This window comes from Amycolatopsis solani (assembly GCF_033441515.1).
In the GTDB taxonomy this organism is placed as follows: domain Bacteria; phylum Actinomycetota; class Actinomycetes; order Mycobacteriales; family Pseudonocardiaceae; genus Amycolatopsis; species Amycolatopsis solani.
Map to the genome: position 1 here is coordinate 1,727,221 of NZ_JAWQJT010000001.1, position 17,112 is coordinate 1,744,332.

At 70.2% G+C, this 17,112-nt stretch carries 13 protein-coding genes; 11 read left to right on the forward strand and 2 right to left on the reverse strand.

Annotated elements, in window-relative coordinates:
* The first annotated feature begins 126 nt into the window (after positions 1–126).
* Both SD460_RS08715 and SD460_RS08720 read left to right on the forward strand, forming a co-directional pair.
* A complete protein-coding gene (locus tag SD460_RS08715; RefSeq protein WP_318306046.1) occupies positions 127–1,707 on the forward strand; it encodes a DUF8189 domain-containing protein in 1,581 nt (526 codons plus the stop codon).
* 17 nt (positions 1,708–1,724) lie between these two features.
* Entirely contained in the window at positions 1,725–2,639 is a 915-nt protein-coding gene (locus tag SD460_RS08720; RefSeq protein ID WP_290055740.1) for a PIG-L family deacetylase, read from the forward strand.
* Here the strand turns inward: SD460_RS08720 and SD460_RS08725 are convergent.
* Both SD460_RS08725 and SD460_RS08730 read right to left on the reverse strand, forming a co-directional pair.
* A complete protein-coding gene (locus SD460_RS08725) occupies positions 2,636–5,683 on the reverse strand; it encodes an AfsR/SARP family transcriptional regulator (protein ID WP_318306047.1) in 3,048 nt (1,015 codons plus the stop codon). The two genes, SD460_RS08720 and SD460_RS08725, sit on opposite strands and share 4 nt — an antisense overlap.
* 116 nt (positions 5,684–5,799) lie before the next feature.
* Positions 5,800–6,897 (reverse strand): UDP-N-acetylglucosamine 2-epimerase, encoded by a 1,098-nt coding sequence (locus tag SD460_RS08730; RefSeq protein ID WP_290055743.1) that lies wholly within the window; start codon positions 6,895–6,897, stop codon positions 5,800–5,802.
* An 84-nt stretch (positions 6,898–6,981) separates the two neighbouring features.
* Between SD460_RS08730 and SD460_RS08735 the strand changes: the two genes are divergently transcribed.
* The 9 genes from SD460_RS08735 to SD460_RS08775 all read left to right on the forward strand — a co-directional run bounded on the left by SD460_RS08735 (position 6,982) and on the right by SD460_RS08775 (position 17,112).
* Complete coding sequence (locus SD460_RS08735; protein WP_318306048.1) at positions 6,982–8,001, forward strand: glycosyltransferase family 2 protein; 1,020 nt, start codon at positions 6,982–6,984, stop codon at positions 7,999–8,001.
* Entirely contained in the window at positions 7,998–9,302 is a 1,305-nt protein-coding gene (locus tag SD460_RS08740; RefSeq protein ID WP_290055745.1) for a lipopolysaccharide biosynthesis protein, read from the forward strand. Before SD460_RS08735 ends, SD460_RS08740 begins: the two co-directional genes overlap by 4 nt.
* Before the next feature lie 83 nt (positions 9,303–9,385).
* Positions 9,386–11,353 carry a DUF6541 family protein gene (locus SD460_RS08745; RefSeq protein WP_290055747.1) on the forward strand — a complete coding sequence of 656 codons (1,968 nt, stop codon included), beginning with the start codon at positions 9,386–9,388 and terminating at the stop codon, positions 11,351–11,353.
* Between the two features lie 59 nt (positions 11,354–11,412).
* Positions 11,413–12,114: a glycosyltransferase family 2 protein gene (locus SD460_RS08750; protein WP_438860602.1), complete on the forward strand. Its 702-nt coding sequence runs from the start codon at positions 11,413–11,415 to the stop codon at positions 12,112–12,114.
* Between the two features lie 13 nt (positions 12,115–12,127).
* Positions 12,128–12,562 carry a DUF2304 domain-containing protein gene (locus SD460_RS08755; protein ID WP_290055749.1) on the forward strand — a complete coding sequence of 145 codons (435 nt, stop codon included), beginning with the start codon at positions 12,128–12,130 and terminating at the stop codon, positions 12,560–12,562.
* Positions 12,563–12,614: 52 nt separating this feature from the next.
* Positions 12,615–13,103 (forward strand): nucleoside/nucleotide kinase family protein, encoded by a 489-nt coding sequence (locus SD460_RS08760; protein WP_290055784.1) that lies wholly within the window; start codon positions 12,615–12,617, stop codon positions 13,101–13,103.
* Between the two features lie 318 nt (positions 13,104–13,421).
* Entirely contained in the window at positions 13,422–15,098 is a 1,677-nt protein-coding gene (locus tag SD460_RS08765; protein ID WP_290055750.1) for an ABC transporter substrate-binding protein, read from the forward strand.
* 86 nt (positions 15,099–15,184) lie between these two features.
* Positions 15,185–16,186, forward strand: coding sequence for an ABC transporter permease (locus SD460_RS08770; RefSeq protein ID WP_290055751.1), 1,002 nt, complete (start codon positions 15,185–15,187; stop codon positions 16,184–16,186).
* Positions 16,183–17,112 (forward strand): ABC transporter permease, encoded by a 930-nt coding sequence (locus SD460_RS08775; RefSeq protein WP_290055752.1) that lies wholly within the window; start codon positions 16,183–16,185, stop codon positions 17,110–17,112. Before SD460_RS08770 ends, SD460_RS08775 begins: the two co-directional genes overlap by 4 nt.

Here is a 17,112-nt window from a genome sequence, read left to right on the forward strand (position 1 = left end):
GACTCCAAGTCGCCTGCAACGCGCGTTGAAGCGGTTTTGGGGCGGACTTGAAGCCTGCCGCGACACGGTTTGCCGGTGACTCCGCCGCACCGAAGACGGCGGAGCGTTCACCCGGGAGGAACCCCCATGAACGTCCAGCGCACCGGTGCCGTCGTGGCCGCCGTGCTGACCTCGCTCGCGATCGCCGGTGCCACTCCCGCGCTCGCACAGGACCACCCGCTCGGCCCGGCGGCCGCGTACTACGACCCCGCTCACCCGGGCGCGCTACCGCACGAAGGCACGGCGGGCGTGCCGAGCCACCCGAAGGCCGGCCTGCGTGCGACGGCCTCGGTCGAAAACGGCCAGATTACGCGGTCCGAGGTGCTGACCAGATCGAGGTCGTGGATCGACGAGCACGTGATGTACAGCCAGTCCGCGTACCACACCAACCAGTACGGCACCTACCGCCAGGACTGCTCCGGGTTCGTTTCGATGGCCTGGAACCTCAGCACGAGCCTGACCACCTACAGCCTCCCGACGCGGATGGACGCGATCGGCTGGGCGGACCTGCTGCCCGGCGACGCGCTGTGGCGCGACGGGCACATCGCGCTCTTCCTCGCCTGGAACGACGCCGCGAAGACGCAGCCGATCGTCCGCGAGGAGTTCGACTACGGCAACCCGGCGGTCGAGCGGGCGTGGACCGCGCAGTCCTACATCCGCACGTTCACCCCGATGCGCTACCGCAACATCGTCGACGACATCGGCCAGCCGGCCCCGATGGGCGACGAAGGGATCGCCGCCTCGGCGTCGTACCGCTACGGCACCCAGGAGCACATGTTCTCCAAGGGCGCGGACGGTTCGCTGCTGCACTCGTACAACGCGGGTGAGTCGATCGAGTCCGAGTCCTACCCCGCGGCGCTGGCCGGCGAGCCGGTCGCGTTCGTTTCCGGCGACACCCAGCACGTCTTCGCGCGGCTGACCGACAACACCATCGGTCACTGGTACTGGTACCCGACGGATGCCGACCCGAACTTCGAGCAGTGGGGCGCCGGTGACATCGCGGGCAACCCGACGGGTTACGCGTTCGGCGACCAGCAGCACGTCTTCGCCCGGGGCACGGACGGCAAGCTCAAGCACCTGTACTGGACCCCGGACACGGGAACGGTGGAGGAAACCCAGACGCAGTCGGTCGCCGGTGACCCGGTGGCGTACGTGTGGGGCGACCAGCAGCACGTCTTCGGCCGCAGCGCCGACGGGCACTTGGCCCACTGGTACTGGACCCCGACCGACGCCGACCCCAGCTACGGGATCTGGGGTTCGAGCACGCTTTCCGGTGACCCCACGGGGTACGCCTTCGGCGAGCAGCAGCACGTGTACGCCCGCGGGACCGACGGGACGTTGAAGCACTTCTACTGGACCCCGGCGGAGGAGGTCGTCGACGAACCGCTGGGTGCGCAGATCCAGGGCAACCCCGTGGCCTACGTCTGGCAGGACCAGCAGCACGTGTTCGCCCGGACGCCGGACAACCAGCTCGGCCACTGGTACTGGACCCCCGAGGACAACCTGCCCCAGCACGACAACTGGGGCGGCAACCTCGGCGCCGACCCGACCGGTTTCGCCACCGACAGCCAGGAAAACATCTACGGCCGGTCCACCGACGGCACGCTCACGCACTGGTACTGGAACACCGACATGGGCGCCCCCGACGTCGAAAACTGGGGCCAGTGAAGGAAAGGAAGCACGTCATGCGCACGAAGATCGCGCGGCCGCTCGCCGCGCTGGTGCTGGCCGCGGCGACCGTCGCCGCGGTGCACAGCCCCGCCGCCGCGGACACCACCACGACGCTCAGCTTCTCCGCGCACCAGGACGACGACCTGCTGTTCATGAACCCGGACATCGCCTCCGACGTCGAGGCCGGGTACAACGTGTGGGTCACCTACCTGACCGCGGGGGAAATCCCGTGTGCGAGCCACAACCCGTGCGGCATCGACTACGCCGACCACCGGGTGCAGGGCGAGCACGCCGCCTACGCCGAGACGGCCGGGGTGCCGAACTCCTGGACGTACGAGGAAATGTGGTTCGGCGGGCACCCGGTCGCCGTCGACCACCTCGACGGCACGAACGTCCACCTCGTGTTCACCTACATCCACGCGGCCGCCGGGCCCGAGGACAACTGCGGTGACCTGTACCGGATGCTGCACGACGACTCCTACGTCGCCGAGCCGATCGACGACCGGCCCGCGTACACGAAGGACTCGTTCGTCGACATGCTGCGGTCGATCATCGACTACGTCCAGCCCGACTACCTGCGCACGCAGAGCACCCTCGGGCACCGGGAAAAGCGCGCCGACGGCGTCGCCGACAACGTCGACCACGTGGCGGGCGCGATCCTCGCGGCCGACGCGGACGTCGACGGCGCCGGCAACACCTGGATCCGCCGTGACGAGTACCAGGGCTACGTCATCACCGACTACCCGGACAACGTCGGCGGGTACTGGCGGGACCGCAAGCAGCAGATCTGGAACGCCTACAAGCCGTTCGACTACCAGATCAGCCCCTGGTCGTGGGACAACGTGATGGGCAAGCAGTACCGGCCGGAAGGAAGGATCTTCTGGCCGGGCATCCCCTGGGTGCCGCCGGGCGACTTCAACGGCTGCTAGTGGTGTTCCGTGAAGACCGCTTTCCCGGAAGCGGCCTTCACGGGCAGCCGCGGTTCGCCGGCTTCCCGGGCGCCGTACCGGGCGAACAGGGCCTGCGCCTCGGCGTGGGTGGCGTCGGATTCCGGCCGTCTGCCCAGTGCCAGCTGGGCCGCCGCGAGGTCACGCAGGTTGCGGGCGCGCCACAGCGGGAGGGAAAGCGCGTCGCACCAGGTGAGGGCCAGCTCGAGGTGGCGTCGGGCGGACTCCGGCTCGCCGCGGACGAGGTCGAGTTCGCCCAGCGTCCGGAGCATCAGCGCCTGGCCGAAGCCGTCTTGCATCTCGCGGCAGGTCGCCAGCGCGTCTTCGAGCTCCGCGTGCAGCTCGGCGGTGTCCCGGCGCCCCTGCCTGAGGTGGACTTTCACGAGGGCCTGGGTGGCGTAGGCGATCATCAGCCGGTCGCCGACTCCCCGCAGCAGGTCCAAGCCCCGCGCGCAGGCCCGTTCGGCCTCGGCGAGCCGCCCGGCCGCGCGGTGCACGATGCCGGTGGAGCGCAGGACGAGCGCGACGCCGTGGTCGTCCGGCAGCGCCCGGTACCTGGCGAGGGCGTGCTCCAGCTCGGTGAGCGCTTCGGGCAGCCGGCCGAGCTCGGTCAGGACCATGCCGCGGCCGTGGTACCCCCGCGCCTCCGCACGGGGGTCGCCGAGTTCGCTCAGCACCGGGAGCGCTTGCCCGAGCAGCTCCAGCGCTTCGGGCAGCCGGGCTTGCTCGCGCCGGACGCTGCTCAGCATCAGCCTCGTGACCGCCTTGCCGTGGCCGTCGTCGACCTCGGTGTACGCCTGGAGGGCCTGCGCGTAGTAGTCGGAGGCCTCGTCGAGCCGGTCCTGCTCGCTCCGCAGCCAGCCGAGGCCGGACAGCAGCAGGCCCTGGCCGGAGAGGTCACCCGCCCGCCGGGCCGCTTCGAGCGCGGCCGTGTGGGTCCGCCACCAGTGGTGGAAGTGGTTCTCCACGGCGAAGGACGAGGAGCACAACGCGGTCGCCAGCCGCACCGCCGTGTCGGCCAGCCCGAGTTCGCTGGCGCGTTCGACGATGTGCACCAGCGCCGCCTGCTCGGCGTCGAACCAGGCGAGGGGCTCGCCGAGGGTGTCCGTGCGGACCAGCTCGGGGGCCGTCGCCGCGGCCGGCCGCAGCGCGCGCACCGGGGTGCCGCCCGACGCCCACTCGACCAGCCGGTACCACTCGTCGGTGGCCTGCCGGACCGCGAGCCGCAGCTGCTCGGCGTCTTCCTCCGCTTCCGCGCGCTCCCAGCCGAACACGCGGATGAGGTCGTGCAGGCGGTACCGGGTGACGGCCGATCCGTCGGTGCTGACCACGTCGAGCAGCTGGGCGCGGACCAGTCCCTCGACGATGTCCTCGGCGTCGTCCTGCGGCACCGACAGCAGCACGCTCACCAGCCAGGCGCCGAAGTCGGGCACGCCCAGCCAGCCGAGCCGGCGCAGCGCGGACCGTTCCAGGTCTTCGAGCCCGCGGTAGGAGAGGGCCAGGCTGCCGCGGACTTCGAGGTCTCCGATCGCCAGCTCGTTCAGGGACTTCCGCTGTTCGCGCAGCCGCGGCACCAGCCGGGACGGCCGCCAGTCCGGCCGCGCGGCCAGGCGGGCGCCGATGATGCGCACGGCCAGCGGCAGGTTGCCGCAGAGGTGCACGAGGGCACGGGCCGCGTCGGGTTCGGCGGCGATCCGGGTGTCGCCGACGATCTGGGTGAGCAGGGCGAGACCGGTCTCGTCGTCGAGGACCCGCAGGTCGATGTGCTCGGTGGAGTCCAGCGCGGCCAGTCGCACCCGGCTGGTGAGCACGCACAGGCAGCCGTCCCCGGTGGGCAGCAGCGGCCGCACCTGGCGTTCGTCCGCGGCGTCGTCGAGCACGACGAGCAGCCGCTTCGACGCCGAAAGGGCCCGGTACAGCTCGACGCGCTCGTCGAGGCCCACCGGGAGTTCCGTGTCGGCGACGCCGAGGGCGCGCAGGAACCGGCCGAGCACTTCGACCGGGTCCACCGGCGACTGCTGCGCACCGCGCAGGGCCACGTACAGCTGGCCGTCGGGGAACCGGGGTCGCAGCAGGTGGCTCACGTGCACGGCCAGCGAACTCTTGCCGGAGCCGGGTTTCCCGGAGATCGCCACCCGGCGGGCGGCCGGCTTGGTGAGCGTCGCCGCTTCGGTGCTCCGGCCGGTGAAGTCGGTGATGTCCGGTGGCAGCAGGCACGGGCCGCCGGGCGGTTCGGGCGCCGGTTCCGGCTCGGACTTCGGTGCCGCCGGTGCCGCCGGTGCGCCGGGCTCGGGCGGCACGGCGTCACCGCGCAGGATCCGCTGGTGCAGTGCCCGCAGTTCCGGCCCTGGTTCGACGCCGAGCTCCTCGACGAGCAGATTCCGCCCGGCTTGGTAGCAGCGCAGGGCGTCGGCCTGCCGCCCGGTCGTCCACAACGCGGTCATCAGCTGGCCGCGCAGGCGCTCGCGGAGGGGGTGCTCCGCGACCAGCGCGGTCAGCTCGTTGACCAGCCCCGCGCCGCGGTCCAGCGCGAACGCGCAGTCGATGCGCTTCTCCAGCACGTCCAGCCGCAGGTCCGCCAGCCGCGCGGCCTCCGTCTCGGCGAACCGGGACTTGAGGCCGCCGAGGGCCGGGCCCTGCCACTGGTCGAGCGCCTGTTCGTAGCGCCGCTCGGCGGTTTCGTGGTCACCCGCCGCGGCGGCCGAATCGCCTTCGGCCGCCAGGCCGGCGAAGTCCAGCAGGTCGACGGTGCAGCCGCTCAGCTCGATCCGGTAGCCGCCCTGCTCGGTGCGGATCGCGCCGTCCTGGAACGCGCGGCGCAACGTCGAGACGTAGGTGTGCAGCAACGCCGGCGCGCTGTCCGGCGGCGTCTCGTCCCAGATGATCGAGATCAGCCGGTCGGCGTGGAGCACCCGGCCTTCCGCCAGCAGAAGCGCCGCGAGCAACGTGCGGGGTTTCGGCCCGCCCAGCGGGACATCGGTCCCGTTTCGCCGCGCGGTCACCGTCCCCAGCAGCTGAAACCGCATCGAGATCCCCCCAGTCCCGTGAGATCACACTTTCAGGTGACCTCGCTTGGGACCCTAGTCACGCTTGATCACGTGCGGCGGGGAAAACACTCGAACGGCGGAAACCGTCGTTTCGGTCAGCAGTAGCCGAGCTGAGCCAGGGTGTCCACGACGATTTCGGACGGGTGGTACTTGTCCATCCAGGACTCGCCGCGGCGGTTCTGGTACGTGTCGAGGAAGTTCTGCAGCTTGTCGCCGCGCATTTCGGTCAGCACCACCGTCTCGCCGAGGTGCTGCGGGGTCTCCGTGCGCTCGCGGTGCACCGCGCAGGGGAGGCCGAGGTAGTAGCACTCCGCCGACAGGCCGCCCGAGTCGGTGACGACGTACTCGGCGCGCGCGACCAGCGGCAGGAACTTCAGGTAGCGCATCTTCGGCTGGACGATGAACTGGTCGTCGAAGATGTTCCCGATGCCCAGCGCGCGGATCTTCTCGCGCTCCGGCGCGCCGGCCATGTAGAGGATCGGCATCTTGCGGCTCTGCTCGCGCAGGATTTCCAGCGCCTCGCGGTACTTGTCCGGACGCGAAACCAGCTCGAAGCGGTGCAGCGTCGCCAGGCCGAACTTCTCCGGCAGGTTCGGCACGTCCAGCGGCCCGTTGATGGCCAGCCGCATCGCGTCGATCGCCGTGTTGGCCTCGGTGTCGACGACGACGCCGCGGGCGTGGCGGAGGTTGTTGACCTCGCGGATGCTCGGCGCGAAGTGGATGTCGACGATCTTCGCCGCGATCTTGCGGTTGAGCTCCTCGGGCAGCGGCGACAGGATGCTGCCCGACCGCGCGCCCGCCTCGACGTGCCCGACGCGGGACTTGAGGATCCGCTTCCCGATCAGCGAGCCGTACGGCGTGGTGAACGTGTCGCCGTGCACCAGCACCAGCGGCGGGCGGCCGTCCTCGTTCAGCGCGGCGCGCAGTTCGTGGCGGCGGCCCCACGCGGTGCGCAGCACCTGCGCGGCCCAGCCGGGGACCTGCGCCGGCGACTCGAGGTTGTGGGCCTTGTCCTCCGGCACCAGCCAGACGTCGGGCTCCGGCATGTTCAGGTCCGCGAGGACGTCCGCGACCTCGTCGACGTGCTGGGCGGTGAACCAGATCTTCGGCCGCATCCCGCGCTCGCGGATCCCGTGGTAGACGGGCGCGATCTTGATCAGTTCCGCGGTGGTGCCGAGAATGAAGGAAATCACCAGAGGAGCCCATTTCCGGTCGGGTGCGGTGGCGCAAGGATACTGGCCGACCCGCCGCGGGGGCCGCCGGGTAGCCTCGGCACGGTGAGTGCGAACCCGCTCCTCCCCTCGCTCAGCGTCGTGATCCCGGTCTACAACGAGCAGGACTGGATCGAACGCAGTGTCGGCGCGCTGCTCGCTTCGGCGTCGGCGGCGAACTGGCCGATCGAGGTCGTCGTGGTCGACGACGGCAGCACCGACGCCACCCCGTCCCGGCTCGACGACCTGCGCGAACGCCACGGCATCACGGTGCTCAGCCAGGCCAACGCGGGCCGGTTCGAGGCCAGGAGCGCGGGCATCGCCAAGTCGTCCGGCGAGTGGATCGCGCTGCTCGACAGCCGCGTCATCGTCGACGAGCACACCCTGACGTTCCTGCGCGACCAGCTCGTGGACCACCCCGAGCGCGCGGTCTGGAACGGCCACATCAACGTCGCTTCCGAGCACAACCCGTACGCCGGTTTCATGGCCGGGCTGGTGAAGGTGCCGTGGCGCAAGTACTGCGCGAACCCGCGGCTGATGTCCTACGGCATCGAGGAGTTCGACGTCTACCCCAAGGGCACGACGTTCTTCTGCGCCCGACGCGGTCTCCTCGAGGGCTCGGTGACGGCGTTCGCGTCGCTGTTCGACGACATCCGCTTCGCCAGCGACGACACCCGCATGCTGCGGTGGATCGCCGAGCGGGAGCAGATCTGGCTGGCCCCCGAGCTGTCCGCGACCTACAACGGGCGCGACTCGTTCAAGAAGTTCACGCAGCAGGCCTACTTCCGCGGCACGACCTACGTGGACTCCTACATCGCTTCGCCCGGTCCGGCCCGCAACGCCCTGTTCGGCGCGCTCGCGGCCGGCGTCCTGGGCCTGGCCTTCGCGGCGAAGAAGCCGAAGACGACGCTGGCCGCCGGGGTGCTCGGCGCGGTCGCGGCCGGCGAGGTCGTCAAGAAGTGCGGCGCGACCGGTCCCGAGGCGCGCGCGGTCACCAAGCTGCTGCCGGTGTTCGCCGGCGGCTTCGGCGCCGGTGTCCTGCGCGGACTGGCCATGGTCGTGCGGACCAAGCTCCGGCGCCGATGAGCGCCGAGGTGGACACCCCGGCCCCCGCCCGCAGCGGACGCGCCACGGCGGGCAGCCTCGGCGGCTCGCTGATCGTGTCGATCGGCCTCGGCTACGTCCTCACCGTCGCCTGCCAGCGGCTGCTGTCCCCGCAGGACTACGCCGTCTTCGTCACCTTCTGGGGCCTGGTGATGGGCCTCGGCAGCACGCTCTCGCCGCTGGAGCAGGAGCTTTCCCGCCAGTCCGCGGTGGCCGCGTTGACCGGGGGCAAGGCGGGCCGTCCGGCGTTGCGCGCGGTCGCCGTCGGCATGCTGGTCGCGGCGGCCTTTTCGCTCGCCCTGCTGATCCCGCCGGTCAACGAAAAGCTCTTCGACGGCGACTGGTCGCTGGCCCTGATCGTGCTGTGCGGCGGCGTCGCCTTCGCGTGCCAGTTCGGCACGCGCGGGCTGCTCATCGGGCAGCACAAGGTGAAGGCCTTCTCGCTGCTCGTGGTGGCCGAACCGGCGGTGCGGGCGCTGATATTGGGCGTGCTGGTCGTCTCGGTCGCCTACAACGTCGTCTCGCTGGCCATCGCGGTCGCCGCGGGGTCGTTCGCCTGGCTGCTGTTCGCCCGCCCGGCCCGGCAGCTGCTCGACGTCCACGTCGAGGGCGACGGCTGGGGCGTGACCTCCCGCCGGATGGGCATGCTGCTGGTCGGGGCCGCGCTGACGGCCGCGGTCATCACCGGCTACCCGGCGCTCGTCGGCCTGCTGGCCCCGGGCGGCGACCGCGACCGCGTCGGCGCGCTGTTCGCCGCGCTGGTCATCGCGCGGCTGCCGCTGACCCTGATCGGGCCGGTGCAGTCGCTGGCCGTGCCGTTCGTCGTCCGGCTCTCGGTCACCGAGGAAGGCCGCCACAAGCTCCGCCGCGTGCTGGCACTCGGCGCCGCCGCGTCGCTGGTGCTGGCCGCGCTCGGCGCGCTGGTCGGGCTGTGGCTCGGGCCGTGGGCGGTGCGGTTCGTCAGCGGCCCGAAGTACGACATCGACGGCTGGTCGGTCGCCGGGCTCGTCTGGTCGTCGGTGCTGCTGGTGCCGATGCAGCTGCTCACGGCCGTGCTCGTGGCCCGCACCCAGGCCCGGCTCGTGCTGGTCACCTGGGCCGTGGTCACCGGCACGGCGTCCCTGCTGCTGGTGCTGCTGCCCGGTGACACCGTGTTCCGCGCGGTCGTCGCACTGGCCGCGGCGCCGGCGCTGGGCCTGGCCGTGGTGCTCGCGTTCGTCCTCCGGAAAGCACCGGAAACGGTTTCGGGGACAACCCCGGGCGCCGGTGAAACGTCTTCGTAGCGGCCCAGTAAGGTGCGATGCGAACCCGCCGGTGGGGACGGGAAACGGCGTGAAACGCCGGTAAGGTTTGGACTGCGAATTCGATGAACGTGCTACTCGTTTTGCTCGCGTTCTGGTTGCCGGGTCTGGTGTTCGGTGCCGCGATCCGGTTGCGCGGCTGGACGCTGGCCGCCGCCGCGCCGATGCTCACCTTCGGTCTCGTCGCCATCGGCATCCCGGTGCTCGGCCGCTTCGGCATCCGCTGGTCGATGCTCAACGTCGCGCTCTGGACGCTCGTGCTGTCGGCCGCCGGGTTCGCGCTGGCCTTCGCCGTGACGCGCTACACGCGCCGCCGCCACCCGGACTGGGAAGAGCCGGAGCGGCCCGAGCGCAGCGTCCGCGACCACGTCCTGATCGGCCTCGGCGTCCTCGCCGGCCTCGGCATCGGCACCGTCACGTTCCTGCGGGGCATCCGCAACGTCGGCAACGTCCAGCAGGGCTGGGACGCGCCGTTCCACGCCAACCTGGTCCGCTGGATCGCCGAGCACGGCGACGCCCGGCCCTCGACCGTCGGCACCATCGCGAACCTGCCGGACGAGACGCACTACTTCTACCCGGACACCTACCACGCGCTGCTCGCACTGGTCTTCGGCAAGGGCGGCCTGACGATCATGCCGACGCTGAACCTGGCGGCGCTCGCGGTCGTGCTGACCGTGCCGCTCGGCGTCGCCGCGATGTGCCACGCCTGGCGGATGCCGCCGATCGGGGTGGCCGCGGCCGCGGCGGTGTCGGCCTGCTTCACGGTGTTCCCGTACGACTCGCTGTGGCGCGGCCCGCTGTGGCCGTTCGTCGCCGGCGTCGCCCTGATCCCGGCCATGCTCGCGGTCGCCCGGCACCTGCTGGAGCCCCGCGCGATCGCCGGCCCGGTCGCCATCGGCGTCGGCGTCGCCGGGCTCGCCGGCCTGCACACCAGCGTCGTGTTCGTCGTCATCGTCTACTTCCTGCTGATCCTCGCCGCGGTGGTGTTCCGCTTCGAACCGATCACCTGGCGCCGCTCGCTGCCGTCGCTGCTCGCGACCGTGGTGCTGGCCGCCGCGCTCGGCATCCCGGTGGTGCTCCCGTCGCTGTACAACGCGGGCGGCGTGACCAGCGCGTACTGGGCGTCCGAAGCGACCGTGACCGGCGCGGTCGGCGAGACGATCACGTTCTCCCCGATGGCCGCGTTCCCGCAGTGGTGGATCGGCATCCCGGCGATCATCGGTGTCTTCCTGCTGGTGAAGCACCGCCGGATGCTGTGGATGGTCGGCGCGTACGTCGTGCTGGGCGCGCTCTTCGCCGCGACCGTCTCACTCGAGACCGACCTGATCCACACGCTGAGCAGCCCGTTCTACAACGACAACTGGCGGGTCGCGGCCCTGGTGCCGCTGGCCGGCTGCGTCGCGTTCGGCGAGTTCGTGCACACGGCGTCCGGCTGGTTCGCCGAGAAGGTCGCCCCGCGCCTGCCGAACCTCAAGCCCGCGACGCTCACGCTGGTCGGCGTCGTGGTCCTCGCGCTGGTCGTCGGCGGGCTGAGCCGCGGCGGCTACATCGGCCGCAACGCCGCCCGCCTGCAGCTGAACTACAGCGGCGGCCCGACGGTCAGCAAGGACGAAGAGGCCGCGTTCACCTGGCTCGCGCAGCACACCGCGCCGGGCGAGCGCGTGCTGAACGACAAGGCCGACGGCTCGGTCTGGATGTACGCGCTGGCCGGCGTGATGCCGACGCAGTGGAACTTCTACGGCGCCGAGTTCGACACCGACGCGGGCTACCTGAGCGTGTTCGCCAACGACGTCGAGAAGTACCCGAAGGTGCGCGAGCTGCTCACCGACCTGAAGGTCCGCTACGCGTTCGTCGGGGCGGGCAAGGTGACGCCGACGACGCAGAACGACGTCGGTCTCCAGCACCTCGACACGAGCCCCGGGTTCAAGCTGGTCTACCGCAACGCGGGCGCGAAGATCTACGAGATCGAGGGCCAGCAGGGTGTCGTCACGGCCGGAGCGGCGCCTGGGTCCGCGGCCGGTAACGGGCAGTGAAAGGCTAAAGTGATCGCGTGTCCACCACCTCCGTGACCACCCGCCGGGTACTGATCGTGATGCCCGCGCTCAACGAATCGGCGAGCGTCGCGACGGTCATCGCGCAGGTCAAGCGCGCCTTGCCGGACGGCGATCTGCTGGTCGTCGACGACGGCTCGGTGGACGACACCGCCCAGCTGGCCCGCGCGGCCGGTGCCGAGGTGGCCCGGCTTTCGGTGAACCTCGGGGTCGGCGGCGCGATGCGCACCGGCTTCCGGTACGCCGCCGCCCGCGGCTACGACGTCGTCGTGCAGGTGGACGCGGACGGCCAGCACGACCCGGACGAGCTGGACGCGCTGCTGCGCGGCCTGGACGACGCGGACATCGTGATCGGCTCCCGGTTCGCCGGCAAGGGCGCCTACAAGGCCAGCGGGCCGCGCAAGTACGCGATGGTGGTGCTGTCGCTGGTGTTCTCTCGCCTGGCGAAGACCAAGCTCACCGACGTCACGTCGGGGTTCAAGGCGATGGGCCCGCGGGCGATCCGGCTGTTCGCCGGCTACTACCCGGCGGAGTACCTGGGCGACACGGTGGAATCGCTGGTCATGGCCATCCGGGCCAAGCTGACCATCAAGGAGATCCCGGTCATCATGCGCGAGCGCGCGGGCGGCACGCCCAGCCACTCGCCCGTCAAGTCGGCCGTCTACCTGGGCCGGGCCGGCCTCGCGCTGCTGCTCGCGCTCGTCCGCCGCCGCCCCGCGGTCGACTCCTCAGACTCGGCTTAAGGAGCTACCGAAGATGGTCGGTTGGCGCATCCTCAGCATCGTCATCGCATGCCTGGTGCTCTTCGTCGTCATCGAGATGATGCGGCGGCGCAAGCTGCGCGAGAAGTACGCGGGCGTGTGGCTGGTCGTCTCCATCGGCGTCGTCGTCTTGGCCGTGGTCCCGTCGGCCGCGGATTTCCTGGCCAAGCTGACCGGGGTGGAAACCCCGTCGAACTTCGTCTTCCTCCTCGCGGGTGTCGTGCTGGCGCTCGTGTCGCTGCACCTGTCCACCGAGGTCGGGCACCTGGAGGAAGAGGTGCGCACGTCGGTCGAGGAGATCGCGCTGCTGCGCTGCGAGCTCGAGGACACCCGGCGCGAGCTGGAGCAGCGGATCGCCGGGCTCGAGACCCGCGTGTCGGCGCCCGACGACGTCAAAGGGCTTCCGGAGGTCGAGCGCGTCAGCAAGTGACGCCCTGATCGAAGCCCTGCTCGCCGCGCCCGCCCGGCTGGGCGGGGTGCGCGTGCTCGCCATCGACGGGCCGTCGGGGGCCGGGAAGTCCACTCTGGCCGCGCTGGTCGTCGAGGGACTGCGTGCCCGCGGGTACCGCACCGAGCTGGTGAGCACCGACGCCTTCGCCACGTGGGACGACCCGGTCTCGTGGTGGCCGCGGCTGGTCGACGGCGTCCTTCGTCCGCTGTCCGAAGGCGTTGCGGGCGCTTACCGGCGCATGGACTGGTCCACCGGGGTTCCCCGCCCGGGTGAGCTCGTCCGGGTGGTCGTGCCGCACGTGCTGGTGCTGGAAGGCGTCTCGAGCGGCCGGGCTTCGGCAAGAACCCTGCTTTCGCACCTCTGCTGGCTCTCCGGCGGCTCGGAAAGCGCGCGGCTGGACCGAACCGTCCTCCGGGACGGTGTGGCCGCACGGGCCGAATTGGGGCGCTGGCAACGGTTCGAGCGCGGCTGGTTCGCCGTCGACGGCACCCCCGCGGCGGCCGGAACCCGACTTTCGTAGGGTACGAGCCGGTCACTGACAGTGCCCGAACGATCCGGATCGATCCAGGACCCGAACACGACCGGCCTAACGTGGGTACCGCCATCTGAGTTAGTGATCGGGTACCGGGTGCATCCGTAACGCGCAAACGGTCACATTCTGTCGCGATTTACGGACACATTGCGGTCAAAACGACGTCCACGTAGCGCGATCGTAACCTCACGTGCTTAAGTGCGGGCCGAGTTCCCGCTAGTGTCGGCGAGCACACCGATCGTCCGTCGAGTTCCTGACCGACCGGACGGTGACTTTGAACCCGAAACATCTCCCAAGGGGTGCCAGATGCAGCAATTGCGGCTGACCCGAACACGCCGCGTGGCCCTGATCGGGCTCGCCGGCGCGCTCGCGGTTTCGCTGTCCGCCTGTGCGGAATCCAAGCGTGAAGAGGGCGCCGGAGGTGGGACCGGGGGCACGATGATCTTCGGTGCGGCCGGCAACCCGAAGCTGTTCGACCCCGCGTTCAACGACGAGGGCGAGACCTTCCGCATCACGCGGCAGATCTTCGACACGCTGATCCAGAACAAGCCGGGCACCGCTGACCTCGAACCCTCGCTCGCCGAGAAGTGGGAGTCGAGCAACGAGGGCAAGACCTGGACGTTCACCCTGAAGTCGGGCGTCAAGTTCTCCGACGGCACCGCGATGGACGCGACGGCGGTCTGCGCCAACTTCGACCGCTGGTACAACATGAAGGGCGCCGCCGCCCAGAGCCAGATGATCTACTACGGCGACGTCTTCGAGGGCTTCGCCAAGAACGAGGGCGACGCGGCGGGCGACCCGGTCTACAAGAGCTGCGAGGCGAAGGACCCGGCGACCGCGGTCCTGAACCTGAACAAGGCCAAGGGCGCGTTCCCGGCGGCGTTCACCCTCCCGTCGTTCGCGATCCAGAGCCCGACGGCGATCAAGCAGTACAACGGCGACACGGTCACCCAGAGCGGCGACTCGTTCACCTACAGCGAGTACGCGAACAAGCACCCGGTCGGCACCGGCCCGTTCAAGTTCGACAGCTGGGACCAGGCCAAGGGTGAGATCACCCTGTCGCGCAACGACAGCAGCCCGTCCCCGGCGAAGCTCGACAAGCTGATCTTCAAGGTCATCCCGGACGAGAACGCCCGCAAGCAGGCGCTGAAGGCCGGCGACATCAACGGCTACGACTACCCGAACCCGGCGGACTACGGCCTGCTGCGCAACGACGGCGAGCAGGTCCTCATCCGCCCGTCGTTCAACGTGCTGTACCTGGGCATCAACCAGTCCGGTCCGAACGCGGCGAAGCTGAAGGACCCGCGGGTCCGCCAGGCGCTGGCCTACGGCATCAACCGCGAGCAGTTCGTGAAGTCGAAGCTGGCCGAGGGTTCCGAGGTCGCGACCGAGTTCGTCCCGAAGGTCATCTCGGGCTACACCGACGACGTCACCAAGTACCCGTACGACCAGCAGAAGGCCAAGGACCTGCTGAAGGCGGCCGGTGCCGAGGGCATGACGCTGAAGTTCTACTACCCGACCGAGGTCAGCCGCCCGTACATGCCGAACCCGGCGGACACGTTCACGGCGATCTCCGAGGACCTGAAGAAGATCGGCGTCAACATCGAGGCCCACGCCGAGCCGTGGAACGGTGGCTACAAGGACGACGTCCAGAAGTTCGGCAAGCAGGACCTCCACCTGCTCGGCTGGACCGGTGACTACAACGACGCCGGCAACTTCGTCGGCACGTTCTTCGGCCGCGAGAAGAAGGAGTTCGGCTTCAACAACCCGGAGCTGTTCTCGGCCCTCGCCGCCGCGGACGCCTCGCCGGCCGGCGACGCGCACGCCAAGGCGTACCAGGAAGTGAACAAGAAGATCATGGACTTCCTCCCGGCGGTCCCGATCGCGTACCCGACGCCGGCCATCGTGGTCGGCCCGAAGGTCAAGGGTCTGGTGGCGAGCCCGCTCACCGATGAGCGTTTCAACACCGTGACCGTGAGCTGACGAAGGATTTCAGCCAAAGGCAAGGGGTGGGTGCTACCGCGCCCACCCCTTGCGCCTGATCCCGGGCTGGCGACAAAGGACTGCACGTGCTCCGTTTTCTCGTGCGTCGGCTGCTACAAGCGATCCCGACGCTCCTCATCCTGTCCATCCTGGTCTTCGCCTGGTTGCGTTCCCTGCCCGGCGGCCCCGCGGCCGCGCTCCTGGGTGACAAGGCAACGCCCGAGAAGATCGCCGACCTCAACCACGTACTCGGGCTCGATCAGCCGATCTTCCTGCAGTACTTCGGGTTCCTCGGCCGCGCCTTCACCGGCGACTTCGGCAACTCCCTGGTCTCGACCCAGCCCGTGATGGGCGAGATCACCACGTTCCTGCCGGCGACCATCGAGCTCGGCTTCACGGCCATGCTCATCGCGGTCATCGTCGGCATCCCGGCCGGTTACCTGGCGGCGCGCTACCGCGGCGGGCCGGTTGACAACGGTGTCATCCTGCTGAGCCTGATCGGCGTCGCGGTGCCGGTGTTCTTCCTCGGCTACATGATGCAGGACCTGCTGGCCTCGCCGCTGGGCCTGCCGTCGCAGGGCAGGCAGACGACCGGCCTCGACGCCACGGCCATCACGAACTTCGCCATCCTCGACGGCATCATGACGAGCGAGTGGGACGCCGTCTGGGACGCGATCCGGCACCTGATCCTCCCGGCGTTCGCGCTGGCGACGATCCCGCTCGCGGTGATCACCCGGATCACCCGTGCGTCCGTGCTCGAGGTGCTCAACGAAGACTTCATCCGCACGGCCAACTCGAAGGGCCTCACGCAGCCGGTGGTCCGCCGGCGGCACGTGCTGCGCAACGGCCTGCTCCCGGTGGTCACCACCATCGGCCTGCAGACCGGCGCGCTGCTCGGCGGCGCGGTGCTGACCGAGCGGGTGTTCAACTTCCGCGGCCTCGGCTTCCTGCTCGCCGAAGGCATCGAGCGGCGTGACTACCCGCGCCTGCAGGCGCTGCTGCTGTTCGGCGCCGTGGTCTACGTCCTGGTGAACATGCTGGTCGACATCTCGTACGGGATCATCGACCCGAGGGTGCGTGTGCGATGAACACTCTGCTCAAGAAGAAGAAGGAACCGATCGACAAGCTCGCCGCGGCGAGCGGGCACAGCATCGGCGGCGAAGCGTTCCGCCGCATGCTGCGCAGCCCGGTCGCGATCACCGGCGGGGTCATCACCGGCCTGTTCTTCCTCCTGGCGATCTTCGCGCCGCTGCTCGCGCCCAAGGACCCGCTCGACCGCGCGATGCAGGACCAGGTGCAGCTCGGCCGGGGCATCATCCCCGGCTCGATGCCCGGCTACCCGCTCGGCGTCGACGACTTCGGCCGCGACTTCCTGTCCCGGCTGATCGTCGGTGCCCAGCAGACGCTGATCGTCGGCGTGCTCGCCACGCTGATCGGCGTGCTGCTCGGCGTCATCATCGGCGGGATCGCGGGCGCGTTCGGCGGCTGGGTCGACACCGTCCTCATGCGACTGGTCGACGTCATGCTGTCGTTCCCGTCGCTGCTGCTGGCCATCTCGATCGCGGCGCTGTTCGCGAAGCCGAGCCAGTGGACGGTCATCCTGGCCGTGTCGATGGTCGGCGTGCCGATCTTCGCGCGGCTGCTGCGCGGTTCCATGCTGGCCCAGCGCGACGCCGACCACGTGCTGGCGGCGACGTCGCTGGGCGTGAAGCGCGGGACGATCGTGTTCCGGCACATGCTGCCGAACTCGCTCGGCCCGGTCATCGTGCAGGCGACGCTGACGCTGGCGACCGCCATCCTCGAGGCCGCGGCGCTGTCGTTCCTCGGTCTGGGCGACCCGGACCCGTCGCGGGCGGAGTGGGGTCTGATGCTCGGCAAGGCCGCGCGCCAGTTCCTCGACATCCGCCCGGAACTCGCGTACTACCCGGCCATCGCGATCATCGTGGTCGCGCTCGGGTTCACGCTGCTCGGCGAGTCCCTCCGTGAAGCCCTCGACCCGAAGAACAGGCGGTGA

What these genes read in the sequence shown, in the direction of transcription:
- SD460_RS08755 (WP_290055749.1), top strand. Translation starts at nt 12,128, where the DNA reads ATGGTCGGTTGGCGCATCCTCAGCATCGTCATCGCATGCCTGGTGCTC.
- SD460_RS08725 (WP_318306047.1), bottom strand. Translation starts at nt 5,683, where the DNA reads ATGCGGTTTCAGCTGCTGGGGACGGTGACCGCGCGGCGAAACGGGACC.
- SD460_RS08745 (WP_290055747.1), top strand. Translation starts at nt 9,386, where the DNA reads ATGAACGTGCTACTCGTTTTGCTCGCGTTCTGGTTGCCGGGTCTGGTG.
- SD460_RS08720 (WP_290055740.1), top strand. Translation starts at nt 1,725, where the DNA reads ATGCGCACGAAGATCGCGCGGCCGCTCGCCGCGCTGGTGCTGGCCGCG.
- SD460_RS08750 (WP_438860602.1), top strand. Translation starts at nt 11,413, where the DNA reads ATGCCCGCGCTCAACGAATCGGCGAGCGTCGCGACGGTCATCGCGCAG.
- SD460_RS08715 (WP_318306046.1), top strand. Translation starts at nt 127, where the DNA reads ATGAACGTCCAGCGCACCGGTGCCGTCGTGGCCGCCGTGCTGACCTCG.
- SD460_RS08775 (WP_290055752.1), top strand. Translation starts at nt 16,183, where the DNA reads ATGAACACTCTGCTCAAGAAGAAGAAGGAACCGATCGACAAGCTCGCC.
- SD460_RS08740 (WP_290055745.1), top strand. Translation starts at nt 7,998, where the DNA reads ATGAGCGCCGAGGTGGACACCCCGGCCCCCGCCCGCAGCGGACGCGCC.
- SD460_RS08765 (WP_290055750.1), top strand. Translation starts at nt 13,422, where the DNA reads ATGCAGCAATTGCGGCTGACCCGAACACGCCGCGTGGCCCTGATCGGG.